Annotated in this window: 18 protein-coding genes and 3 tRNA genes; 17 read left to right on the top strand and 4 right to left on the bottom strand. The window is 72.5% G+C overall.

Annotated features, from left to right (window positions below; all coding sequences use genetic code 11):
- Nucleotides 1-29: 29 nt before the first annotated feature.
- Nucleotides 30-105 (top strand) — tRNA-Lys (locus R3E88_17865).
- Nucleotides 106-385: 280 nt separating this feature from the next.
- Complete coding sequence (locus tag R3E88_17870) at nucleotides 386-2917, top strand: PAS domain-containing protein (protein ID MEZ4218351.1); 2532 nt, start codon at nucleotides 386-388, stop codon at nucleotides 2915-2917.
- A gap of 24 nt (nucleotides 2918-2941) precedes the next feature.
- Here R3E88_17870 and R3E88_17875 read toward each other — a convergent pair whose 3' ends face one another.
- The gene (locus tag R3E88_17875; protein MEZ4218352.1) at nucleotides 2942-3721 is read right to left on the bottom strand and encodes an SDR family NAD(P)-dependent oxidoreductase; all 780 of its coding nucleotides are present in this window, start codon (nucleotides 3719-3721) and stop codon (nucleotides 2942-2944) included.
- A 118-nt stretch (nucleotides 3722-3839) separates the two neighbouring features.
- Here R3E88_17875 and R3E88_17880 point away from each other — a divergent pair, with 118 nt between their 5' ends.
- From R3E88_17880 to R3E88_17915, 8 genes are all read left to right on the top strand, one after another.
- Complete coding sequence (locus R3E88_17880) at nucleotides 3840-5147, top strand: acyl-CoA dehydrogenase family protein (protein MEZ4218353.1); 1308 nt, start codon at nucleotides 3840-3842, stop codon at nucleotides 5145-5147.
- A gap of 5 nt (nucleotides 5148-5152) precedes the next feature.
- Entirely contained in the window at nucleotides 5153-6565 is a 1413-nt protein-coding gene (locus R3E88_17885; GenBank protein MEZ4218354.1) for a UTP--glucose-1-phosphate uridylyltransferase, read from the top strand.
- Nucleotides 6566-6646: 81 nt separating this feature from the next.
- A tRNA-Leu gene (locus R3E88_17890) sits at nucleotides 6647-6731 on the top strand.
- A gap of 85 nt (nucleotides 6732-6816) precedes the next feature.
- A complete protein-coding gene (tig, locus tag R3E88_17895; GenBank protein ID MEZ4218355.1) occupies nucleotides 6817-8121 on the top strand; it encodes a trigger factor in 1305 nt (434 codons plus the stop codon).
- A gap of 194 nt (nucleotides 8122-8315) precedes the next feature.
- Nucleotides 8316-8960 (top strand): ATP-dependent Clp endopeptidase proteolytic subunit ClpP, encoded by a 645-nt coding sequence (gene clpP, locus R3E88_17900; protein ID MEZ4218356.1) that lies wholly within the window; start codon nucleotides 8316-8318, stop codon nucleotides 8958-8960.
- 104 nt (nucleotides 8961-9064) lie between these two features.
- Nucleotides 9065-10312, top strand: a complete 1248-nt coding sequence (gene clpX / locus R3E88_17905; protein ID MEZ4218357.1) for an ATP-dependent Clp protease ATP-binding subunit ClpX — start codon at nucleotides 9065-9067, stop codon at nucleotides 10310-10312.
- A 34-nt stretch (nucleotides 10313-10346) separates the two neighbouring features.
- Nucleotides 10347-12827, top strand: coding sequence for an endopeptidase La (lon, locus tag R3E88_17910; protein MEZ4218358.1), 2481 nt, complete (start codon nucleotides 10347-10349; stop codon nucleotides 12825-12827).
- 17 nt (nucleotides 12828-12844) lie between these two features.
- The gene (locus R3E88_17915) at nucleotides 12845-13912 is read left to right on the top strand and encodes an NAD(+)/NADH kinase (GenBank protein ID MEZ4218359.1); all 1068 of its coding nucleotides are present in this window, start codon (nucleotides 12845-12847) and stop codon (nucleotides 13910-13912) included.
- Here R3E88_17915 and R3E88_17920 read toward each other — a convergent pair.
- On the bottom strand, nucleotides 13909-14991 hold the full coding sequence (locus tag R3E88_17920) for a zinc-binding dehydrogenase (GenBank protein MEZ4218360.1): 1083 nt from the start codon (nucleotides 14989-14991) through the stop codon (nucleotides 13909-13911). The two genes, R3E88_17915 and R3E88_17920, sit on opposite strands and share 4 nt — an antisense overlap.
- A 53-nt stretch (nucleotides 14992-15044) precedes the next feature.
- Entirely contained in the window at nucleotides 15045-16802 is a 1758-nt protein-coding gene (locus R3E88_17925; protein MEZ4218361.1) for a sulfatase, read from the bottom strand.
- An 80-nt stretch (nucleotides 16803-16882) separates the two neighbouring features.
- Here R3E88_17925 and R3E88_17930 point away from each other — a divergent pair.
- A tRNA-Val gene (locus R3E88_17930) sits at nucleotides 16883-16959 on the top strand.
- An 11-nt stretch (nucleotides 16960-16970) separates the two neighbouring features.
- Here R3E88_17930 and R3E88_17935 read toward each other — a convergent pair.
- A complete protein-coding gene (locus R3E88_17935) occupies nucleotides 16971-18035 on the bottom strand; it encodes a hypothetical protein (protein MEZ4218362.1) in 1065 nt (354 codons plus the stop codon).
- A 316-nt stretch (nucleotides 18036-18351) separates the two neighbouring features.
- Here R3E88_17935 and R3E88_17940 point away from each other — a divergent pair, with 316 nt between their 5' ends.
- From R3E88_17940 to fliN, 6 genes are all read left to right on the top strand, one after another.
- Nucleotides 18352-19119, top strand: coding sequence for a MotA/TolQ/ExbB proton channel family protein (locus tag R3E88_17940; protein ID MEZ4218363.1), 768 nt, complete (start codon nucleotides 18352-18354; stop codon nucleotides 19117-19119).
- Between the two features lie 5 nt (nucleotides 19120-19124).
- Nucleotides 19125-19970 carry a flagellar motor protein MotB gene (locus tag R3E88_17945; GenBank protein ID MEZ4218364.1) on the top strand — a complete coding sequence of 282 codons (846 nt, stop codon included), beginning with the start codon at nucleotides 19125-19127 and terminating at the stop codon, nucleotides 19968-19970.
- Nucleotides 19971-20261: 291 nt separating this feature from the next.
- On the top strand, nucleotides 20262-21626 hold the full coding sequence (locus tag R3E88_17950) for a sigma-54 dependent transcriptional regulator (protein MEZ4218365.1): 1365 nt from the start codon (nucleotides 20262-20264) through the stop codon (nucleotides 21624-21626).
- A 20-nt stretch (nucleotides 21627-21646) separates the two neighbouring features.
- Nucleotides 21647-22198 (top strand): flagellar basal body-associated FliL family protein, encoded by a 552-nt coding sequence (locus tag R3E88_17955; protein ID MEZ4218366.1) that lies wholly within the window; start codon nucleotides 21647-21649, stop codon nucleotides 22196-22198.
- On the top strand, nucleotides 22195-23121 hold the full coding sequence (locus R3E88_17960; GenBank protein MEZ4218367.1) for a FliM/FliN family flagellar motor switch protein: 927 nt from the start codon (nucleotides 22195-22197) through the stop codon (nucleotides 23119-23121). Before R3E88_17955 ends, R3E88_17960 begins: the two co-directional genes overlap by 4 nt.
- Before the next feature lie 21 nt (nucleotides 23122-23142).
- The gene (gene fliN / locus R3E88_17965; protein MEZ4218368.1) at nucleotides 23143-23433 is read left to right on the top strand and encodes a flagellar motor switch protein FliN; all 291 of its coding nucleotides are present in this window, start codon (nucleotides 23143-23145) and stop codon (nucleotides 23431-23433) included.
- The last annotated feature ends 5 nt before the right edge of the window (nucleotides 23434-23438 follow it).

Genomic DNA, 23438 nt, shown 5'->3' on the forward strand with positions numbered 1-23438 from the left:
ATCCGAAGGCTGCGGGCTACGGTCCCGCCGGGCGCGTAGCTCAGCTGGTAGAGCAAGGGACTCTTAATCCCTAGGTCCGGGGTTCGAGCCCCCGCGCGCTCACCACGAACGATCCCTCGTGCATCGCGCGGCGACGGCCGCCGGGTGCGAGCGCTGCGATCGTCGTGGACCGCCCCTCCTCCCGTCGGCCGTCGAGCACAGCCCCTCGCTCGGCCCGGTGTGCACGCCGGGCCCGGCGGTGCCGGGGCGCGACGCCCCGCACTGCGGGCCGATGTTAGGTGGCGGCGCGCGCCGCGAACCCGGACGGGGTGCGTCCGCGCGCGCCTTCGCGCGGCGCGCGGAGTGGTAGGCTCGGCGCGGGCCCGCCGCCGGCCGCGGAGAGGACATGCAGTTCGACCAGCTCATCCTGCCCGCGGTCGGGCTCGCCGTGGGCGGGCTGTGGATCGGCGGGCTCGTCGGTCTGCGCACGCCCGTCGCGCCCTCCGGCTACTGGCCGATCGGCTGGGCGCTGCTGCTGAACGCCGCGATGCTGTCGGCGCTCTCCGGCGCGCACCCCGAGCTCGTCGCACCCTCGAAGGCGCTCGGCGTGCTGTTCGCGCCGGCCATGTTCGCGGGCGCGCTCCAGCACGTGGGGGCGCGCGTCCCGCGCTGGTGCCTGCCACTCGCGCTGTCGATCGCCGTCGCGCGCGGCGCGCTCTTCGCGGCGGGGCTCGGAGGCGCGGCGGACGTCCTCGCGATCGCCGCCGAGACGGGATTCCTGCTCGCGGCGGCGGTCGTCATCGACCGCGGCGAGCCGCGCTGGGAGCGGCGTCCGCTGCAGGCCGCCTTCGTCCTGCTCGCGGGCATCGAGCTCGCGGACACGCTCATGGGCTTCGGCGCGGCGGTCGCGACCGCGCCGTGGATCCTGTGGTGCGTCGCGGGCGTCGCGATCGTCGCCGTCCAGATCCTCGCCACCTTCGAGCGCCTGCGAGGACAGCTCGCGCGCCTGCGCGGCGATGCGGCCGAGCGCGCCGAGTACCTGCAGGCGCTCGTGTCGTCGATCGACCCCGCGCGCGTCGTGCTGTTCGAGCGCGATGCATCGGTGCGCTCGATCTTCGGCGGCGGGGGCGAGCGGTTCGCGGCCGCGCCGCGGTCGTCGGGCGTCCACCCGCTCGGAATCGCGCGCACCGACCACGCGGAGCGCCTCGCGAGCGCGGTGCGCGCCGTCGCGCGCGACGGCGCCGTGCGCGTCGTCCAGGTCGACGTCGGAGGCGCGGACGCACAGCGCGCGATCGAGCTCGGGCTCGCGCCGCTGCGCGACCGCGCGGGCGGCGTCGACGGCGTGCTCGGCGTCCTCACCGACGTCACCGACCGCGAGCGCGTGGCGAGCGCGCTGCGCGACAGCGAGCAGCGGATGCGCGAGCTCGTCCACTCGCTCACCGGGAACAACGTCGTGATGATCGACCGCGACGGGCGGATCGAGGAGGTCGTCGAGCACGTCGACCGCGGCCCGTCGCGCTACGGGCTGGGCCTCGCGGACGTCGAGGGCGCGAGCATCGAGGCCATCCTTCCCGGCGCGAGTGGCGACGACATCCGCCGCACGATCGGCGCCGTCTTCCGCGACGGGAGGAGCTGCGAGTTCGAGCGAGAAGTCGCGCTGCCCAGCGGCACGTTCACGTTCCACATCGCGATGCGCCCGCTTCGCGCGGCGGACGGGAGCATCCCGCGCGTGCTCGCCGTCGTGCAGGACGTGACGGAGCGCGTGCGGGCGGACGAGCGGAAGGAGCGGCTCGAAGCGCGCATGCTCCAGTCGCAGAAGCTCGAGAGCCTGGGCGTCCTGGCGGGCGGGATCGCGCACGACTTCAACAACCTCCTCACCGGGATCCTCGGCAACGCCGACCTCGCGCTCTCGCAGGTCGCGCCGAGCGACCCCGTCCATCCCATGCTGCGCGACATCGAGCGCGCGACGGTGCGCGCGGCCGAGCTCACCGCGCAGCTCCTCGCCTACGCGGGGAAGGCGGACGTCGAGACGACGACGCTCGAGCTCGGTGCGCTCGTCGAGGAGACGATCCCGCTGCTGCACACGAGCGTCGGGCCCGCGACGCGGCTCGCGACGCGCGCGTCGGAGCGTCCGGCCTGGATCCGCGGCGACGCCACGCGCGTGCGCCAGCTCCTGATGAACCTGGTGACGAACGCGGTGGAGGCGCTCCCGCCGGCGGGAGGAAACGTCGAGATCGAGACGGGCGTGCTCCGCGCGGATCGCGAGACGCTCGCGCGCGCCTCGCACGCCGACGAGCTGCCGGAGGGCGACTACGCGTTCCTGCGCGTGCGCGACGACGGCTGCGGCATGGACGAGACGACGCTTCAGCGCATCTTCGATCCGTTCTTCACGACGAAGTTCGAGGGGCGGGGGCTCGGCCTCGCCTCCGCGCTCGGCATCGTGCGCTCGCACGGCGGCGCGCTCACCGTGGAGAGCGAGCCCGGGCGCGGGACGGAGTTCCGCGTGCTCTTCCCGAACGCGTCGCCGCCGGTCGGCGCCGCGGTCGTCGTGCGCGACGCACCCGCCGTGGGCGCGGTCGCGGGCACGATCGTGGTCGTCGACGACGAGCCGGCGGTGCTGGCCGTCGCGCGACAGATGCTCGAGCAGCAGGGCTACCGCGTGATCGCGTGCGCGGACGCGGCGCAGGCGCTCGCGGCGACCGCGCGCGTCGACGACCTCACCGCGGCCGTCGTCGACCTGACGATGCCGGACACGAGCGGCGAGAAGCTCTGCCTGCAGCTGCGCGAGCTGCGCCGCGACCTGCCCGTGCTGTTCGTGAGCGGCCGAGGCACGCAGAGCGCGCTCGAGCGCGTCGGCGGCATCCCGCGTTCCGCGTTCGTCGCGAAGCCGTTCCGGAGCGCGGCGCTGCGCGACGCGCTGGCTGCGCTCGTCGAGTGATGCGCGGCGCCTCGCGACGCCGCCTCAGGTGTTCTGGATCGTGAGTCCGCCGTCGACGGCGAGCACGGCGCCCGTCGTGTAGGAGGCGGCGGGGAGGGCGAGCGAGAGCACCATGTGTGCCACCTCCTCGGGCTCGCCGTAGCGCCGCAGCGGGACGCGCCGGCGCGCGAACTTCTCGCGCGCCGCCTCGGGGATGACGCTCGTCATGCCGGTGACGATCGAGCCCGGGCACACGCAGTTCACGGTGATGCCGTGCCGCGCGAGCTCGATGGCGAGCGAGCGCGTGAGGCCGACGACGCCGTGCTTCGCCGCCGTGTAGGGGCTGATGCCGGCCGTCGCGCCGAGCGCCTCGGTGGACGCGACGTTGACGACGCGGCCCTCGCCCGAGGCGGCGAGCCACGGGAGGGCGGCGCGCGTCGTGCGCGCGTGCGCGGTGAGCATCACGTCGAGCGAGCGTTGCCAGGCTGCTTCGAAGCCGTCGGCGTCGAGCGGGGCGCCGATCGCGACGCCGGCGTTGTTGACGAGCACGTCGAGCCCGCCGAGGGCCTCGGCCGACTCGCGCACGACGCGCTCGATCGCCTCGGCGTCGGCGACGTCGAGCGCCCACGCGCGCGCGGCGCCGCCGGCTGCGCGGATCGCCTCCGCAGCTCGTTCCGCGGCGTCGCCGTCGACGTCGGTGACGGCGACGCGCGCGCCGACCTCGGCGAAGAGCGCGGCGGTCGCGCGCCCCATGCCGCTCGCCGCGCCGGTCACGAATGCGACCCTGCCTTCGACCGAGCGGGCGTCCTTCGCGGCGCGGGTCATCGTGCGGTCACCTCCGGCCGTGCGGGGGAAGGGCGAGCGCGCGATTCGAGCACGTCCCCCGTGTGCCGTCCAGCGGGTAGACTCGCCGCTCCCGGGCGCACGCGAGGAGGATGGCGCGATGGCATGGGACTTCAGCACGGACCCCGCGTTCCAGGCCGAGCTCGACTGGATCCGCGCGTTCGTCCGCGAGGAGATCGAGCCGATCGACGCGCTGTTCTCGCGCGAAGGGCTCGTCTACGACACGCAGCACCCCGTGCAGCGCGCCGTGATCCGCCCGCTCCAGGAGAAGGTGAAGGCGCGCGGGCTCTGGGCCTGCCACCTCGGGCCGGAGCTCGGCGGCCTCGGCTACGGCCAGGTGAAGCTCGGGCTGATGAACGAGATCCTCGGGCGCTCGGCGTGGGCGCCGAGCGTCTTCGGCTGTCAGGCGCCCGATTCGGGCAACGCGGAGATCCTCGCGCACTACGGCACGCCCGCGCAGAAGGAGCGCTACCTCGAGCCGCTGCTGAACGGCGAGATCCGCTCGTGTTATTCGATGACCGAGCCGCAGGCGGGCGCCGACCCGCAGCAGTTCCGATGTCGCGCGTGGAAGGAAGGCGACGAGTGGGTGATCGAGGGCGAGAAGTGGTTCTCGTCGAACCTCCGTCACGCGTCGTTCGCGATCGTCATGGCCGTCACGAACCCCGACGTGCCGGTGTACCAGGGCGCGTCGATGTTCCTCGTGCCGACGGACACGCCCGGGATCGACATCGTGCGCAACACGGGGCTCGGCTGGGACGAGTTCGATGCGGAGGGCACGCACGCCTACGTCCGCTACGACCGCGTGCGCGTGCCCGCCGCGAACCTGCTCGGCGGCGAGGGACAGGCGTTCGTGATCGCGCAGACGCGGCTCGGGGGCGGGCGCATCCACCACGCGATGCGCTCGATCGGCGTCGCGCAGCGCGCCTTCGACATGATGTGCGAGCGCGCGCTGTCGCGGACGACGCAGGGCGAGCGGCTCTCGAAGAAGCAGTTCGTGCAGGGCTACATCGCGGACTCGTGGGTCCAGATCCTCCAGTTCCGGCTGCAGGTGCTCCACGCGGCGTGGACGATCGACCGCGTGGGTGGGCACGCGGCGCGCGCCGAGATCGCGGGCGTGAAGGTGGCGACGCCGAAGGTGCTGCAGGACGTCGCGTGGCGCGCGATGCAGGTGCACGGCGCGCTCGGCGTGTCGAACGAGATGCCGCTCGCGCGCATGTGGATGCAGGCGCCGATGATGGGGATCGCGGACGGCCCGACCGAGGTGCACAAGGTGACGATCGCGCGCCAGGCGCTGAAGGACTACGCGCCCGCGGAGGGCGCGTTCCCGTCGGAGCACGTCCCCGCGCGCCGCGAGGCGGCTCGCCGCCGCTTCGCGCACCTCGTCGAGCTCGAGGTCGGAAACCTCTGAGCGCGATGGACGACGGCATCGAGGCGCGCTTCGCGCCGTTCGCGGCGAAGATGGAGAGCGAGGGGCTGCCCGCGCTCGCGATCCGCACGTTCCGCCACTACTACGCGCAGCTCTGTGCGGGGGAGTCGGGGCTGCTTCCGGAGAGCGCGCTCGCGCCGGTGCGCGAGCTGCCCGACCTCGCGTCGCTCGACGCCTACGCGGGCGCGGGACGCGACGCGCTCGACGCCGCCGTCGCGATCAAGCTGAACGGCGGGCTCGCGACGTCGATGGGCATGACGCGCGCGAAGTCGCTCCTGTCCGTGAAGGGCGGACACACGTTCCTCGACGTGATCGCGGGGCAGGTGGAGCACCTGCGCCGCGAGGCGGGCTGCGCGCTGCCGCTCCTGCTCATGAACAGCTTCCGCACGCGGGAGGACTCGCTCGCCGCGCTCGCGCCGCACGCGCTCGACGTCCCCGGACTGCCGCTCGACTTCGTGCAGCACAAGGTGCCGCGCATCGCGAAGGAAGGGCTCGCGCCGGTGGCGTGGCCGGCGGCGCCCGAGCTCGAGTGGTGTCCGCCCGGGCACGGCGACCTCTACACGGCGCTCGTCACGTCGGGCGCGCTCGGCGCCCTGCGCGCGCGCGGCTTCCGCTACGCGTTCGTGTCGAACGCGGACAACCTCGGCGCGACGCTCGACCTGCGCATCCTCGGCTGGGTCGCGCGCGAGGGCGTGCCGTTCGCGATGGAGGCGACCGAGCGCACGCGCGCCGACCGCAAGGGCGGCCACCTCGCGCTGCGGCGCGCCGACGGCCAGCTCGTGCTGCGCGAGTCCGCGCAGTGTCCGCCGGGCGACGTCGATGCGTTCCAGGACGTCGAGCGCCACCGCTACTTCAACACGAACAACCTCTGGATCGACCTCGATGCGCTCGCGCACGCGCTCGACGCGTGCGACGCGGTGCTCGGCCTCCCGATGATCCGCAACGACAAGCGCGTCGACCCGCTCGACCCGGCGTCGCCCGTCGGCATCCAGCTCGAGACGGCGATGGGCGCGGCGATCGGCGTGATCGACGGCGCGCGCGCCCTGCGCGTGCCGCGCGCGCGCTTCGCGCCCGTCAAGACGACGAACGACCTGCTCGTCGTGATGTCGGACGCGTACGTGCTCGGCGACGGATGGCGCGTCGAACGCGCGCCCGAGGCCGCGCCCGATCTCGTCGTCGATCTCGACCCGGAGCACTACCAGCGCATCGACCAGTTCGAGGCGCGCTTCCCGGACGGCGCGCCGTCGCTCGTCGGGTGTCGCTCGCTGCGCGTGCGCGGCGACGTGCGCTTCGGCCGCGGCGTCGTCTGCCGCGGCGACGTCGTCGTCGAAGCGGCCGCCGGCGAGGCGCGCGCGATCGAGGCGGGAGCGCGCCTCGCGGGGCCGGACGCCGCCTCGTGAGCCCGGACGTCGCCTTATAAGGATGGAGCCGCGCCGTTGCGCGCCCGGGGCGATCGCCCATGCTACGCGCCGCGCGCGCGTGCCGGGGTGGCGGAACTGGCAGACGCAGTGGCCTTAGGAGCCACCGCCCTCGGGCGTGCAGGTTCGACTCCTGTCCCCGGCACCAGCGCGCGGCTGCGCCCTGCGCGCGCCGAGGCGCCCGGCTAGTGTTCCGGGCCGCCGCGCACCCGAGACCGCGCCGAGGAGTCGTCATGAGCGATGCAGCCCAGATCCGCGTCGAGACCACGGAGGATTCGTCCGTCGTCCGCACGGTGAGCGTCGAGGTTCCCGAGGCGCAGGTGCGCCGCGCGTTCGAGCGGACGTACGAGAACCTCCGGCGCGGCGCGCGCGTGAAGGGCTTCCGGCCGGGCAAGGTCCCGCGCAAGGTGCTCGAGAAGTACTACGGCCCGCAGGCCGCCGAGGAGATCGAGCGCATCCTGGTCGGCGAGACGCTCGCCGAGGCGCTCGAGATGGCGAAGGTCGAGCCCGTCACCGAGCCCGACATCGACGCCCCGACGCCGTCGCTCGGCGCGGTGTTCTGCTACTCGGCGCGCGTCGAGGTGAAGCCCTCGATCGCGCTGCCCGCGCTCGCGAAGGTGAAGGGCGCGAGGCCCGTCGTCGAGATCGGCGACGCGCAGGTGGACGAGCGCATCGCGGCCATGCGGGAGAGCTTCGCGCCACTCGTCGAGGTCGACGAGGGCGTCGCCGCGGAGACGGGCGACACGCTGAACGTCGACTTCGAGGGGCGCGTCGACGGCGAGCTCTTCGACGGGGGCAAGGGCGAGGACCTGCCGATCGAGCTCGGCTCGGGGCGCCTCGTGCCGGGCTTCGAGGACCAGCTCGTCGGCGCGCGCGCGGGCGAGGAGCGCACGGTGCGGATCGAGTTCCCGGCCGACTACGGGGAGCCGTCGCTCGCGGGCAAGCCGGCCGAGTTCGCGGTGAAGGTGCGCACGGTGCGCCGCAAGCAGCTGCCCGCGCTCGACGACGAGTTCGCGAAGGACGTCGGCGAAGAGTCGCTCGACGCGCTGCGTGCGAAGGTCCGCGCGCAGATCCTCGAGCAGGAGACGGCCGAATCCGAGCGCGCGCTCCACCGCTCGCTCGTCGAGTCGCTCGTCGCATTGTGCGAGTTCGAGGTGCCGCCGGGGCTCGTGCACCAGCAGATCCATGCGCAGATGGATTCGATGCGGCGCCAGTTCGAGGGGCAGGTTCCCGCCGACGTGTTGCAGGCCGAGCTCTCGCGCATGCACGACACCGGGCGCGACCTCGCCGAGCGCCGCGTGCGCGAGGCGCTGCTGCTCGATGCGGTGGTGCGCGAGCACGCGATCGAGGTCGCCGAGGAGGAGATCGACGCGCGCCTCGACGAGCTCGCGGAGGCGCAGGGCGTCGATTCCCAGCGCATGCGTCAGGCCGCCGCGCAGCAGGGCTGGCGGCGTCAGATCGCGGCCGAGATGCTCGACCGCAAGGCGCTTGCGTTCCTCGCGGCCGAGGCTAGTGTCGAAGAAACGACGGGCACTTAGAGCCCGTCGTGGCGCGTTCGCCGCGACGTCCTCCGCGCCTTCGGGCGCGTCGCGGAGCGGGCGCGGGTGCTGCCCGATCCCCCGCGGCAGCGGTGCGAGTCGACGCTGGGCGTCGCGGCGAGCGATCGTGAGTGTGGGTTGGCTCGAGCGCGGCGACGCGCGGGGAGAAGGATGGGCGCGACGCCCGTAGCACCATGCCGTTGATTCCGTACGTCATCGAGCAGAGCGCGCGCGGCGAGCGCGGCTTCGACATCTACTCGCGCCTGCTGCGCGACCGCATCATCTTCCTCGGGAGCGAGATCACCGACGAGGTCGCGAACGTCGTCGTGGCGCAGCTGCTCTTCCTCGAGGCCGAGGATCCGGACAAGGACATCCACCTGTACATCAACTCGCCCGGCGGCTCGGTGACGGCCGGGCTCGCGATCTACGACACGATGCAGTTCGTGCGGCCCGACGTGGAGACGCTGTGCGTCGGCATGGCGGCGTCGATGGGCGCGTGGCTGGTCGCGGCGGGGGCGCCGGGCAAGCGCACGGCGCTCGCGCACTCGCGGATCATGATCCACCAGCCCATGGGCGGCGCGCGCGGCCAGGCCTCGGACATCCACATCCAGGCGCGCGAAATCCTCAAGCTGCGCGAACAGATGAATGCGATTCTTGCGGAGCACACCGGCCAGCCGGTGGAGAGGATCGCTGCCGATACGGAGCGCGATTACTATATGTCGGCCGAGGAGGCGCGGGCCTACGGCGTGGTCGATCGCGTGATGGCGCGTCGCGGTGCGGAGGCCGCGAGCGACGGAGGCGGGTCGGGCGGCGGCAGGCCCGGCAAGCCGGGGAAGTAGCGCTCGCGCGGCGCGCGGCCGCGACCGCGCGGGTCGTCGGAGACGTTCGGATCGGTCGTGCGGAGAGTCCGGATCGTTCGGGTCGAGGTGGAGGCACGCAAGGCATGAAGAAGCGCGACGACAACGCGAACCTCTCCTGCTCCTTCTGTGGCAAGAGCCAACGCGAAGTCAAGAAGCTGATCGCCGGGCCCACCGTCTACATCTGCGACGAGTGCATCGAGCTCTGCAACGACATCATCGCCGAGGAGTACGGGCGCGACGAAGGGCCGTCGGCCGCTTCGCGCGTGCCGAAGCCCAAGGAGATCCGCGCCGCGCTCGACGACTACGTGATCGGGCAGGACTCGGCGAAGAAGGTCCTCTCGGTCGCGGTGCACAATCACTACCGGCGCATCGAGAGCGGCGCCTTCGTGGGCGACGTCGAGCTGCAGAAGGCGAACATCCTGCTGCTCGGCCCCACCGGGTCGGGCAAGACGCTCCTCGCGCAGACGCTGGCGCGCATCCTCGACGTGCCCTTCACCATCGCGGACGCCACGACGCTCACCGAGGCCGGCTACGTCGGCGAGGACGTCGAGAACATCGTCCTCAACCTGCTCCAGGCGGCGAACTACGACGTCGAGCGCGCCCAGCGCGGCATCATCTACATCGACGAGATCGACAAGGTCGCGCGCAAGAGCGAGAACCCGTCGATCACCCGGGACGTCTCGGGGGAGGGCGTCCAGCAGGCCCTGCTCAAGATCATCGAGGGCACGATGGCCAGCGTTCCGCCGAAGGGCGGGCGCAAGCATCCCCAGCAGGAGTTCCTGCAGATCGACACCTCGAACATCCTCTTCATCTGCGGCGGTGCCTTCGTCGGGCTCGACAAGATCATCGATCGCCGCATCGGGGTGAAGGGAATGGGATTCGGCGCCGATATCAAGCGGGTCAGCGACCGCAAGCCGGGCGACGTGCTCCGGCAGGTCCAGGCGGAGGATCTCCTGCACTTCGGCCTGATCCCGGAGTTCATCGGACGGCTTCCCGTCGTGGCGACGCTCGACGAGCTCGACGAGGCGGCCCTGATCAACATCCTGACCGAGCCGAAGAACGCGCTCATCAAGCAGTACCAGAAGCTGTTCGAGTTCGAGGACGTGCGGCTCCGCTTCACGGACGGCGCCCTGATGGCGATCGCCAAGAAGGCGCTCGAGCGCAAGGCGGGGGCACGCGGCCTGCGGGCGATTCTCGAGAGCGCGATGCTCGATCTCATGTACGAGCTTCCTTCGCGCGATGACGTCGAGGAGTGCATCATCAACGAGGACGTGATCGAGCACGGCAGCGAGCCGCTGATCGTCCTGAAGCGCGAGGCCGAATCGGCCTGACCGCCGGGCCCGCGCTCGAGCCGCAGGAGAGCGAATGCCCATCTCGAAGGTGAAGGTCGGGGACGGATCGCGGGGTGCGGACGCCGGGAGCGAGGGCGTCCCGCTGCTGCCGCTCCGCGACATCGTCGTCTTCCCGAACATGGTGGTGCCGCTCTTCGTCGGGCGCCCCAAGTCGATCCTCGCGGTGGAGGAGGCGGCGAGCGGAGGCCGCCAGATCCTGCTCGCCGCGCAGCGCCAGGCCGGCGACGACGACCCGACCGAGCAGGACATCTACCGGATCGGGACGCTCGGCACGATCGTGCAGCTGCTCCGCCTGCCCGACGGCACGGTGAAGGTGCTCGTCGAGGGCAAGTCGCGCGCGGCCATCGTCGGCTTCACCGGAGACGAACCCTACTTCTCCGTCGCGATCGAGGAGCTCGTCGAGCGGGTCGAGGGCGGCGTCGAGGTCGAGGCGCTCGTGCGCAGCGTCCACGCCGCGTTCGCGGCCTACGCCAAGCTCAACAAGAAGCTCCAGCCCGAGCTCGTGAACTCGATCGAGGCGATCGACGACGCCGGCAAGCTCGCCGACACCGTCGTCGGGCACCTGAACCTCAAGCTCGAGGAGAAGCAGGAGCTGCTCGAGGTCATCGACCCCGGCAAGCGCCTCGAGGAGATCCTGAGCCGCATCCAGGCCGAGACCGAGGTGCTCGAGGTCGAGCGGCGCATCCGCGGGCGCGTCAAGAAGCAGATGGAGCGCTCGCAGAAGGAGTACTACCTCAACGAGCAGATGCGGGCGATCCAGAAGGAGCTCGGCGAGCGCGACGAGTTCAAGAACGAGATCGCCGAGCTCGAGGAGACGCTCGCGGCGAAGGCGATGCCCGAGGAGGCGCGCGACCGCACCGAGAAGGAGGTCCGCAAGCTCAAGATGATGTCGCCGATGAGCGCCGAGGCGACCGTCGTGCGGAACTACATCGACTGGATGCTCGGCCTCCCGTGGGAGCAGTACGCCGAGGAGAAGCGCGACATCGTCGAGGCGGAGCGGGTGCTCGACGAGGATCACCACGGCCTCGAGAAGCCCAAGGAGCGCATCCTCGAGTACCTCGCCGTCACGGCGCTCGTCGAGAAGCTGAAGGGCCCCATCCTCTGTCTGGTCGGCCCGCCCGGCGTCGGCAAGACGTCGCTCGGGAAGTCGATCGCGCGCGCGACGGGGCGCGACTTCGTGCGCATCAGCCTCGGCGGCGTGCGCGACGAGGCCGAGATCCGCGGCCACCGGCGCACCTACATCGGCGCGCTTCCCGGCAAGATCATCCAGAGCCTGAAGAAGGCGGGCACGAGCAACCCCGTCTTCCTGCTCGACGAAGTCGACAAGATGTCGATGGACTTCCGGGGCGACCCGTCCGCGGCGCTGCTCGAGGTGCTCGACCCCGAGCAGAACCACACCTTCGTCGACCACTACCTCGACGTCGACTACGACCTCTCGCGCGTGATGTTCGTGTGCACCGCGAACGTGCTGCACCAGATCCCGCGGCCGCTCCAGGACCGGATGGAGATCATCCAGATCCCCGGCTACATCGAGAGCGAGAAGCTGCAGATCGCGCGCAACCACCTCGTCGCGAAGGTCCGAGAGCAGAACGGGCTCGACGAGACGCTGGTCGAGTTCACGGACGCCGCGATCCTCGAGGTGATCCGCCACTACACGCGCGAGTCCGGCGTGCGCAACCTCGAGCGCGAGCTCGCGTCCATCTGCCGCAAGGTGGCGCGCGACGTGGTGAAGGCGGGCGAGAGCGCGAAGCTCACGCGCGTGACGCCGAAGCTCGTGAAGAAGCTGCTCGGCGTGCAGCGCTATCGCTTCGGGAAGACGGAGGCCGACGACCGCGTCGGCATGTGCACGGGGCTCGCCTACACCGAGGTGGGCGGCGAGCTCCTGCAGACCGAGGTCAGCGTCACGGCCGGCAAGGGCAAGATGCAGGTGACCGGTCACCTCGGCGAGGTGATGCAGGAGTCCGCGAGCGCGGCGATGTCCTACATCCGCTCGCGCGCCAAGCAGCTCGGCCTGACGCGCGACTTCTACTCGAAGGTCGACATCCACATCCACGTGCCCGAGGGCGCGACGCCGAAGGACGGGCCGTCGGCCGGCATCACGATCGCGACCGCGATCGCGTCGGCGCTGACGCGCGTCCCGGTGAAGGCGACCGTCGCGATGACGGGCGAGATCACGCTGCGCGGTCGCGTGCTGCCGATCGGCGGCCTCAAGGAGAAGCTGATCGCGGCCCTGCGCGGCGGCGTCGAGAAGGTGCTCGTCCCGAAGGAGAACGAGAAGGACCTGCGCGACCTCCCGGCCGTCATCACCCGCTCGCTCGAGATCGTGCTCGTCGAGCACATGGACGAGGTGCTCGCCCACGCGCTCGCGATCGGCGACCCCGCGACCTTCCTCAAGGACGGCTTCCACGAGATCGACGACATCTACGAGGTGCCGGGCGGCGCGCTGCCGCCGGGCGCGGCCGGCGACGTCCGGCACCCGGCCGGCGTCAACTAGCCCGGCGCGGCCTCCCGATGGCGCGCGGGCCCGTCGCTCCCCCGTCCGGCACGGTCGGCGTGATCGCGAACCCGATGTCGGGCCGCGACGTGCGACGCCTCGCCGCGCGCGCGCGCCGCGACAGCCCCGAGGAGAAGCAGAACCAGATCGCGCGCGCCGTCGTCGGCGCCGCCGCGGCCGGCGCGCAGCGCTTCCTGCTCGTGCCGGACTGCTTCCGCATCTCGCGCGGGGCCGTCGAGAGCCTGAACGTGGGCGCGCGCTTCGACTTCCTCGACGTCGGCCCGCTCGAGACGAAGCCCTCCGACACGCTGCGCACCGCCGCCGCGATGCGCGCCGCGGGCGCCGACGCACTGCTCGTGCTCGGCGGCGACGGCACGAGCCGCATCGTCGCGACGGCCTGGCCCGACGCGCCGATGGTCCCGATGTCGACGGGCACCAACAACGTCTTTCCGGTCATGCAGGAGGCGACGGTCGCCGGGCTCGCGGCGGGCCTCGTGGCGACCGGCGCGGTGCCGCTCGCCCTGGCGGCCACACAGGCGAAGGTCGTGCGCGCCGTCTTCGACGACGGGGCGACGGACGTCGCCGTCGTCGATGCCGTCGTGCTCGCCGACGACGACGTCGGCAACCTCCTGCCGTTCGAGCCGGGTCGGCTGCGCGCGCTCGTGCTCGCGCGCGCCGAGCCGAACGCGGTGGGCATGTCGCCGATCGGCGGTCTGCTCGAGCCGTGCGGCATCGCCGACGACTTCGGCGTCGAGGTGCGCTGCGCGGCGGAGGGCACGCCGGGCACGCGGCCGCTGCTCGCCGCGGTCTCGCCCGGGCTCTTCCGGCGCGCGCACGTCACGGCCGCGCGCCGCCTGGCGCTGGGTGAGGTGGCGGTGGTGGAAGGGCCGGGCGTGGTCGCGTTCGACGGCGATCGCACGCGCGCGCTCGCACCGGGCGAGCGCTGCGAGCTGCGGGTCGAGCGCAGCGGGCCCTTCGTGATCGATGCGGCGCGCGCGCTGCGCGTCGCGGGCGCGAAGGGCGTGTTCGAGGACCGCCACTTCCACGACGGCCTCGAGCGCGCGACGGGCCTCGCCTGCTGTTAGGCGCGGCGGCGCGCATCGGCCGCGCCGTGCACGATTCCGACGCGGACGGCGTCGCGCCCCGGCACGGTCCGCTGCAGCATCGCCATCGCCTCGTCGATCTCGTCGAGCCCGTAGGTCTCGCCGCGCAGGGCCGCGGTCGGGAAGGTGCCCGAGTTCAGCACGGCACCCGCGCGGTCGAACGTCGCCGGCGTTCCGCCCGAGCCGCCGACCACGCGGAGCGCCTTGAACACGATCTCGTCGCTCGAGATCGACGCCTTCCGCCCGTCCTTCAGCCCTCCGAGCAGGATGCGCCCGCCCGTGCGCGCCATCTCGATGGCGTCGGCGACGGGCTTCGTCGCGAGCGCGCTGAGCTCCATGACGACGCTCGGCCCGCCGCGCGTCAGCTCGCGCACGGCGCCGACGACGTCGGGCTCGGCATCGACGTCGATCGTCGCGTGCGCGCCGACGGCGCGCGCCGCCTCGAGCCGCAGGCCGTCCTTGCCCGTGCCCGTCACGACGATCTGGCGGACACGGAGCTGGCTCGACGCGTAGGCGGCCGCGATCAGCCCCATGTGGCCGGGCCCCTGGATCACGAGTCGATCGCGCTCGCCGAGCCCGACGGCCTCCGACCACGCGACGATGCTCGACAGCGGCTCGATCAGGGAGAGCTCGGCGGCCGGCACGTCGTCCGTCAGCGGCACGAGATGCGAGCCCGGCAGGATGCCCATGTACTCGCCGTAGCCGCCCCAGAGGCCGTGCTCGAAGTCGGGCGGGAGCGTGTAGCCGTAGAGGTCGAGCTGCGGGCGCGCGGCCGAGGGCGGCACGAGCAGGTCGACGCCCACGCGCTGTCCGACCGCGACGCCGAGGTCGGCGTCGGGTGCGAGCGCGTGCACGCGGCCGACGATCTCGTGCCCCGGAACGACGGGGCACACTTCGCCGGGGACGTGCTTGTGCCCGTGCAGCTGCGACACGTCGCTCGCGCACAGGCCGACGGCCTCGACGGCGATCACCGCGCCGCCGGGGAGCGGCTGCGGAACGGGGAACTCGCGGACCTCGTAGGTTCCGTCGCCGGCGAAGACGACGCCGCGGCAGCTGGCCACCGGGAAGCTCCTCTCGCCCCGGTCGGGCCGGGGGCGGCCGAGCCTAACACGCCTCAGTGCGCGCGGGCAGGCACCGCGAAGCGTGCGATGTCGCTCTCGAGGTGGCCGTAGCGGACGGCGCGTGCCTCGATGGTCGTGCCGGGGGGCACGCCGGCGAGCGGGATCGGCGCGGTGTAGAGGTGCCAGGTGCGCTCGCCCGCGCGGCGATGTCCGATCGATGCGCCGTCGGTCGGACATGCGAGGTGGAGCGCGCCGGCCTCGAAGCGCGCCGTCGGACGCGCGGTGTCCGGAGCGCGGCCGCCGGGCCAGAAGCGTTCGGCCATCGCGTCCTCGTCCTCGTCGCTCGCGTCGCCCACGCGCGCGAGCCACGCGTCGAGCGCGCTGCGCATGCGGGCGAGCACCGGGGCGAGCGCCGGATCGGCCGCGAGGTCGTGGATCTGGTGCGGGTCCGCGACGGTGTCGTAGAGGCGCTCGCGCGCGACCGGCTCGAACCACGCGCGCTGCACGGCGTCGAGCTCGCCGCGCTCGTAGCGCGCGCGAAGATCGCGCACGCCGTCCTGCAGGTCGCGGAACGCGAGCGGATGGCCGCCGGGAACTTCGGGGTGCCAGCTCCGGATGTAGAGATGGTGCTCGTCGCGCACCGAGCGCTGTCGGTCGACGACCTCGTCCATGCGATCGCGCTGCCCGAAGACGTAGTCGCGTCGCGGCGCGCCGGGCTCGGCGAACGGGTGACCGTGCATCCAGCGCGGAACGTCGGCGCCCATCCACGCGAGGATCTGCGGACCGAGGTCGACGAAGCTCACGAGGCGATCGTCGACCGATCCGGGCCTCACCCCGGGCGGGCGATGTCGCTCCGGATAGCGGACGACGAGCGGCACGAGCAGACCGCTGTCGTAGAGCTCGCGCTTCGCGCGCGGCAGACCGTCCCCGTGGTCGGTGGTGAACACGACGATCGTGTGGTCCGCGAGGCCGTCGCGTTCGAGCCGGTCGAGGATCGCGCCGACCTGGAGATCGAGCACGGCCACGTCGTCGTAGTGGCGGGCGAGATCGGCCCGCATCGCGGGCGTGTCGGCGTAGTAGGGCGGCAGCGGGACGCTCGCGGGATCGGTCGGCGCGACGGAGGGAGCGCCGCGCAGCTCGAAGGCGCGCGCGAGCTGGAGGGCGAAGTGCATCGGCGACCGGGGCCGGGCGCCGAGCGGGCGGAAGACGCCGCTCTCGTGCGTGACGCCGAGGTTCACCATCCCGAAGAAGGTCCGATGCGCGGGCCAGTCCGTCGGCGCGACGCCGAGCCCGTTCGCGTCCCAGATCGTGAAGGGACCGCCGCCGAGCGGCGGGCTGAACTGATAGTCGGTCTTGGCGACGTTGTAGGTGTAGTGGCCGGCGGCGCGCAGCAGCTCGGGGAACGCCTTCGCCTCGGGCGGCGGGACGCTCCAGTACGCGCCGGCCGGGCGCGTCGTCGTCCGCATGTGCTGCGAGCCGGTGGCGATCGGGTGCAGACCGAGGAGGAGGCCGGCGCGACTCGGCGCGCAGACGCCCGCGACCGTGAAGGCGCGCGTGTAGCGCACGCCGTCGCGCGCGAGCGCGTCGATGCGCGGCGTCCGCGCGACCGGATCGCCGTAGGCGCCGAGTCGCGGGCCGAGGTCTTCGGCGACGATCAGCAGGACGTTGGGTGGCCGACGCTGCGCGCTCGGCTGCGCGCCGGCTCTCGCGGGCGCGGTCGGCGCAGCGAGGAACGCGATCGCGGCGAGGATCGCGGCCGCGCGCCGCGCCCTGCAGAGCGCGGCAGGCTCGTCGGCGGGGCGTCGCGCCAAGGGGAACCTCGCTGGTCGCACGAACGCGCCCGACGCTAGCATCGCGCCTCGCACGCCGAGCGGCCGCCGCTCGCGCGCGCGGGCGCGTAGCTCAGCTGGTCAGAGCACCTCGTTTACACCGAGGGGGTCCGCGGTTCGAATCCGTGCGCGCCCACCAACCGCACCGCGCTATCGCGCGTCGGCGGCTTCGTCGGATGCTTCGGAGGGAGCCTCGTCGGCCGACGCGCCGGGCCCACCGGCATCGTCGGCACGCTCGGTCGGAGCGTCGTCCGGAAGCAGGCGGCTGCGCACCTCTTCCGGGTCGAGCGGGAGGTGCAGGAAGGTCGATGCGCCGCCGCGCAGCGCCGCGCGGACGATGTCGTCCGTGGGCTCGGCGTCGGCCATCGCGAGAGGGCGGCCCGCGACGGCGCGGGATGCGCGAATCTGCTCGACGACGTCGAGGCCCGCGCAGCGTCCCTGGCGCCAGGCGACGACGAAGGCCGCTGCGCCGGTGTACACGGAGAAGTCGCGAGGGAGGTCGCCGGCCTCGACGTGGCGAACGCAGCGCCCGAGCGCGCGCTCGAGGCGCGCGAGCTCCGCGCGCACGGCCGAGGTCGGGGCCACGACGAGGACGCACGCGGCGCTGCGCAGCACGTCGGGCGCGGGGGCGGAGTCGGCGACGTAGAGATCGGCGCGCACGATGTCGGCGCCCTCGGGCGCGATCTCGATGCGCAGCCGTTCGGCCGGGCCGGCGATCCAGCGCTCGAGTGTCCGGCCGTCCCGGACGACGACGGCGGGGAGAGGCGCGCCGAGCTCCAGGGCCTCGCTCTCGACGAACGGGGTCGCCAGCGCCGCGACGCTGCGCCCGAGCCAACCGTCGACCTCGCGGAGGACGCGCTCGGAGAGCTCGCCTTCGCGCTGCGCGTCGATGCCCTCCGCGGTCGAGCCGCTCACCAGGCCGTGGAAGGCCTGGGCATCGGGAGCGCGGAGCACCAGGAGGAGCCCTGCGACGTCCCCCTTCGCGGGAGCGAACACGACGACGGCGGGGAAGTCGCCTTCGTCCTCCTCGCTCGCGTCGGTCTCGTCGACGTCGCCCCCGCCCGCGGCCTCGACCGCTTCGACACCCTCGCTCGAGAGCGCGACCGGGCCCGCGGCCACCGGCGCGACGAGTGCGCTCCACGCCTCGACGCAGGCGTCCGCGAACGCCTCCAGCGCCGAGCCGCCCTCGTCCGTGTCGTCGTCGCCGCTGCCCACGCCCGCCCCGATCGCTCCGCGCGCCCTTCGTCAACCGACCGCGCGCTTGCAAGATGGCGGCCACGCGAGCGCCGTGTCGTGGGGCGCGCCACGCGATCGCCGTCCGAAGCCGTCGTTCCTTCTGCAACGCGGACTAACAAGATGGAACGCGCGGAGCCGGCCTGCTCCGGCGTCGCCCGGAGCGCCGCTGCGGCATCGGCCGGATCGAGAATGCACTCGCGATGCCGATAGGTACGCGCGGAGGGGCGGGCCGTTCCCGGGCGCACGGAGTGCGCGCGGGAGCGCCCGTGCCGCGACGCGTTGCGAGGGGGCGTTCGTGGATCTGGCCACGCTGATCGGTCTTGTCGCGGGCTTCGGGCTGATCATCGGCTCGATCATGATGAGCGGCCCGCTCGGCGCCTACATCGACCTGCCGAGCGTCGCGATCGTCTTCGGCGGCACCTTCGCGGCGGCCTTCATCGCGGAGGCCCTCGGCCAGGTGCTCGGCGCGTTCAAGGTCGCGATGAACGCCTTCATCCACAAGGCGATCCCGCCCGAGGATCTCGTCCCCGTGATCCTGGAGCTCGGCAACAAGGCGCGGAAGGAAGGGATCGTCGCGCTCGAGGGAGCCGAGATCACCGATCCGTTCCTCGCGCGCGGCGTGCGACTCGGGGTGGACGGTCTGAGCCCGGACGTCATCGCGCTCACGCTCGAGAGCGAGCTCGAGGGCCTGAAGAAGCGACACGAGCGCGGGCAGAAGATCTTCAAGTTCATGGGCGCGACGGCGCCATCGATGGGGATGATCGGAACCCTGATCGGCCTCGTCGCGATGCTCGGATCGTTGAGCGATCCGTCGGCGATCGGCCCCGCGATGGCGGTCGCCCTCCTCACCACCCTCTACGGCGCCATCCTCGCCTTCCTCGTCTTCGTGCCACTCGCGGAGAAGCTCGAGAACCGCAGCTCCGAGGAGGCGATGCGGTCGCGTCTCGCCATCGTCGGCGTCCAGGCCATCCTGAACGGCGACAACACGCTCGTGACGCAGTCGAAGCTGATGGCCCACCTCGGTCCGAAGGAGCGCGCGAAGATCTCCAAGGACGACGCGTAGGCGCCATGGACGACGACCACAAGTGTCCCGACCCGGGAGCGCCCGCCTGGATGGCGACGTTCTCGGACATGATGAGCCTGCTGTTCGTGTTCTTCGTGCTCCTGCTCTCGTTCGCCACGATGGATGCGACGAAGTTCCGCGACGCGCTCGGCTCCGTGCAGGAGGCGCTCGGCGTCCAGTTCGAGCACCCGGGCGACGTGCAGGGCATGACGACCTCGGTCGTCGAGATGTCGCAGCGCGAGTCGACCTCCGAGCTCAGCCTGATCGAGATGGCGTCGCTGCGGAAGACGAGCGGCAAGACCGGCGACGGCAACGGCGAGGACATGGTCGCGCAGGCGCGACAGATGGTGAAGGGGCTGAAGCTCGGCAACATCGTCGAGGTCGTGTCGGGATCGCGCGGCGTGACGATCCGCGTGAAGGGCCAGGTGCTCTTCGAGCCCGGAACGACCGAGCTGCGCGCCGAGGCCTTCCCGCTCCTCGACGAGATCATCGCACTCACGCGCGCCTTCCCGTACCACCTGACCATCGAGGGACACACGGACGACACGCCCGTGAGCCCCGGCGCGCGTCTCACGAACTGGGAGATCTCGACGCGTCGCGCGATCGCGGCGCTGCGCTACTTCGAGGAGGTCGGGCACATCGAGCCCGCGCGGCTCGCCTGTGCGGGCTATGCGGGAACGCGTCCGATCGCGCCGAACGACTCGGCCGCGAACCGCGCCGCGAACCGCCGCGTCGAGTTCACGTTCACGCTGCCGATCGACTTCGAGGAGCCGCCGGTGCGCGCGAGCGCGGGCGACGCGGACACCGACGGGCTCGATCGGCTCCGCGAGCGCCGCGAGGGCGACGGCTAGTCGACTCCCGACACGGCGCGCCGCGCCGACGGCCGGCCTTTCCTGCACGCGAGCATCCGGTGTTCCACCGAGAGCCTCGGGCGTCCGCCCGCGCGTGCACTCCCGCATCCCCCGATCTGCAAGGCCCGCTTCCGTTCTGAACGGAACTTTTCATTCCGATTGCTAAAGCGAGATGGCGAGTTGCCGATTCGTGCGGTCGCAGCTTTCGATTCGCAATCGCACGGGGAAGGAAGTTCCCCCTGCGATGCAGAGCGAGCGGATCGATCGGCGGAACCGCAAGGGGGGTGCACGGTGGCTCAGCTGCTCTTGGTAGGGGCGAACGCGCGGACACGCGAGCTGTTCGGCCAGGCGGCGCGCGAGCGCGGCGACGACGTCGAGGTCGCGATGACGGGCGACGATGCGCTGCTGCGCTGCGAGCTCGCCGACTTCGACCTCGTGCTCTGCGAGGAAGCGCTGCTCGACATGGGCGCGCTCGACGTCGTCGACGAGCTCGGGCGTGCGGGCGCTGCGCGACCCGTCGTCGTGCTGAGCGACGACGGCGCGGCCGAGCGGGCCGTCGAGGCCATGCGTCTCGGCGCGCGCGACTACGTGCGACGCCCGCAGGAGGCAGTCGATGCGCGCGGACTGCTCGCGCGCATGCTCGCATCGGCGCCGTCGACGGCGGCCTCGGCACCCGCGCACGCGAGCGCGCCCCGCGAGCCGTTCGCGGGCATCATCGGGGACTCCGCGGCGATGCGGGAGCTGCAGCGCCTCGTTTCGACGGTGGCCGAGACGGACAGCACCGTTCTCGTCACGGGCGAGACGGGGACGGGAAAGGACCTCGTCGGTCGCGCGATCCACGCCGCCAGCCGCCGACGCGATCGCGCGTTCAGCGCCGTGAACGCGGCGGCGATTCCCGAGACGCTGCTCGAGAGCGAGCTGTTCGGTCACCGACGCGGCTCGTTCACCGGAGCGGTCGCGAACAAGAAGGGCCTCTTCGAGCAGGCGCACCGGGGGACCGTCTTCCTCGACGAGGTCGCCGAGATGCCGCTCATGATGCAGGCGAAGCTGCTCCGCTTCCTGCAGACGGGCGAGATCCAGCCCGTCGGCGCCGAGAGCACGCGCTACGTCGACGTGCGGCTCGTCGCGGCGACCAACAAGAACCTCGAGCGCGAGGTCGAGGTCGGGCGCTTCCGCGAAGACCTGTACTACCGCCTGGCCGTCATCCCCGTGCACATCCCGCCGCTGCGCGAGCGCCGCGAGGACATCGTGCGCCTCACGGACTACTTCCTCGAGAAGTACGCGCGCGCGGCCGGCAAGCCGGTGCGCGGTGTGAGCCCCGAGGCGCGACGCCTGCTCGATCGCCACGACTGGCCGGGCAACGTGCGCGAGCTCGAGAACGCGATCGAGCGGGGCGTCGCGCTGTGCCGCGGCCCCGAGATCACGCCGACCGAGCTGACGCTCGGCGTGCGCGCGGGGCGCCCCGTGTCCGCGATCGAGCCTCGCATCGCGAGCCTCGAGTGCGTCGAGCGCAACCACATCCTCCACACGCTCGAGCACGTGGGCTGGAACCGGAAGCGGGCCGCCGAGATCCTCGAGATCTCGACGACGACGCTGTGGCGCCGCCTCAAGGAGTTCGGCGTCGAAGGGCCGGTCGTCGACGGCCGGCGCGCCTAGCGAAGACGAGGAGCCGAGACATGGCGAACGCCGAGACCGAAGAGAACGTCGAGAGCGCGAAGAAGAAGGGCGGGCTCGTCCCGCTGCTGGCCGTGGGGCTCGTCTGCCTCGCGGCGGGTGGCGGAGGCGCCTGGTTCTTCCTCGGGTCCGGGGGCCCGGGCGGCGACGCGGCCGCCGAGGCGGGCGCCGATGCGACGGGCGAGGAGGCGGAGGCGGTGCCGCCCGCCGGGCCGCCGTCGCAGGAGCAGCAGTCCGCGGCGGAGAGCCTGCTCGCGCGGACCGTCGAGCTCGCGCCGTTCGTCGTGAACATCAACGACAACGGAGTCGCTCGCTACTTGAAGGTCAAGATCGAGCTCGAGTGCGCGCTCGAGGAGGACAAGGAGCAGGTCGAGGGCTACAAGGCGCGCATCCGCGACGCCGTGATCGTGCTGCTCAGCGCGAAGCGGCTCGGCGACCTCCAGCAGTTCGAGGGCAAGCTCCTCCTCAAGGACGAGATCAAGGATCGCATCAACGCGCTCTTCGGAGCGCCGCGCGTGAACGCGGTGCTGTTCACGGAGTTCGTCGTCCAGTGAGCGCCGAATCGCCGCACGTGCTCTCGCGCGACGAGCTCGCGGCCCTGCTGGACGCGCTTCGCGACCGGCAGCGCGGCGCGGCGCGCGCGAGCGTGTTCCGGCCGCTCCCCGCGCGCGAGCGCGACGAACGTCCGCGCTTCCCGCTCGTGCGGCGCGCGCTCGAGCAGTTCGCGGCCGCCTACGCGAAGCAGATGTCGAGCCGCTTCCAGCGGACGATCGGCTTCGAGCTGATCGGCTGGCAGAGCGTCGCAATGGGCGAATGGCTCGACGCGATGGAGCCCGACGACGCGGCGATCGCGTTCGACGACGAGCGGAGCGGCGGCCGCGGATACGTGCTGCTCAACCGGCCGCTCGCGTACGCCTGGCTGACGATGGCGTTCGGCGCGCGGCCGCACGCGCCCGTGACGATTCCCGAGCGACCGTACACGCGCATCGAGCGCAACTTCCTGCGGCGGCGCGCGGAGGAGATCCTGCGCGACCTCGCCAAGGAGATGCGCGACGTGCTCGTGCTCTCTCCGAAGGTCGGCCTGGTCGAGGGGCCATCGACGCTCGTGGATCGCCGCGCGGAGCGCATCTCGCTCGTGAGCTTCGACGTCGAGGGGCTGGCGGGGCCGAGCCGCCTGCGGATCGGGCTCCCGCCCGCGGCGGTCGAGTCGACGCGGCCGGAGCTCGCCGAGCACGCGGCCCCGCCGTCGCGGCGCGCCGACGTGAAGGACGTCCCGGTGCGCGTGCGCGCGGAGCTCGGGCGCAGCGAGCTCTCGCTCGGCCGCCTCGGCGCGCTCCGCGTGGGCGACTGGCTCCCGCTCGAAGGGCGGGCGGACGGCGCGGTCACGCTCCGCGTCGAGGGCACGGCGAAGTTCGCCGCCGTCGCGGGGCGTCGCGGCTCGCGGCTCGCGGCGCGCATCACGGATCGACTCGGTTAGGCGAGGCCACCGGAGAACACCATGTCGGAAGAACGGAAGACGGACGCGGGCACGGACACCGGAAGCTTCGGCTTCGTGATGGACGTTCCGCTGCGCGTGACGGTCGAGATCGGCGCCGCGCAGATGCTGCTGCAGGAGGTCCTGCAGCTCGACAAGGGTTCGGTCATCGAGCTCGACCGCGGCGCGGACGAGCCGGCGGACGTGCTCGTGAACGGCCGCCTCGTCGCGCGCGGCGAGGTGGCGATCGTCGACGACCGGCTCGGCATCCGGATCGTCGAGCTGCTCGAGAACGCCGCGGCGCGCAAGGCCTGAAGCGG

The organism is Myxococcota bacterium (assembly GCA_041389495.1).
GTDB lineage: Bacteria > Myxococcota_A > UBA9160 > UBA9160 > UBA4427 > JAWKRT01.

Bases quoted from the DNA above. Each gene is read 5' to 3' on its own strand.
- R3E88_17915 (MEZ4218359.1), top strand. From the start codon at position 12,845: ATGGCGCGCGGGCCCGTCGCTCCCCCGTCCGGCACGGTCGGCGTGATC.
- lon (MEZ4218358.1), top strand. From the start codon at position 10,347: ATGCCCATCTCGAAGGTGAAGGTCGGGGACGGATCGCGGGGTGCGGAC.
- R3E88_17885 (MEZ4218354.1), top strand. From the start codon at position 5,153: ATGGACGACGGCATCGAGGCGCGCTTCGCGCCGTTCGCGGCGAAGATG.
- R3E88_17875 (MEZ4218352.1), bottom strand. From the start codon at position 3,721: ATGACCCGCGCCGCGAAGGACGCCCGCTCGGTCGAAGGCAGGGTCGCA.
- tig (MEZ4218355.1), top strand. From the start codon at position 6,817: ATGAGCGATGCAGCCCAGATCCGCGTCGAGACCACGGAGGATTCGTCC.
- R3E88_17955 (MEZ4218366.1), top strand. From the start codon at position 21,647: ATGGCGAACGCCGAGACCGAAGAGAACGTCGAGAGCGCGAAGAAGAAG.
- clpP (MEZ4218356.1), top strand. From the start codon at position 8,316: ATGCCGTTGATTCCGTACGTCATCGAGCAGAGCGCGCGCGGCGAGCGC.
- R3E88_17880 (MEZ4218353.1), top strand. From the start codon at position 3,840: ATGGCATGGGACTTCAGCACGGACCCCGCGTTCCAGGCCGAGCTCGAC.
- R3E88_17945 (MEZ4218364.1), top strand. From the start codon at position 19,125: ATGGACGACGACCACAAGTGTCCCGACCCGGGAGCGCCCGCCTGGATG.
- clpX (MEZ4218357.1), top strand. From the start codon at position 9,065: ATGAAGAAGCGCGACGACAACGCGAACCTCTCCTGCTCCTTCTGTGGC.
- R3E88_17870 (MEZ4218351.1), top strand. From the start codon at position 386: ATGCAGTTCGACCAGCTCATCCTGCCCGCGGTCGGGCTCGCCGTGGGC.
- fliN (MEZ4218368.1), top strand. From the start codon at position 23,143: ATGTCGGAAGAACGGAAGACGGACGCGGGCACGGACACCGGAAGCTTC.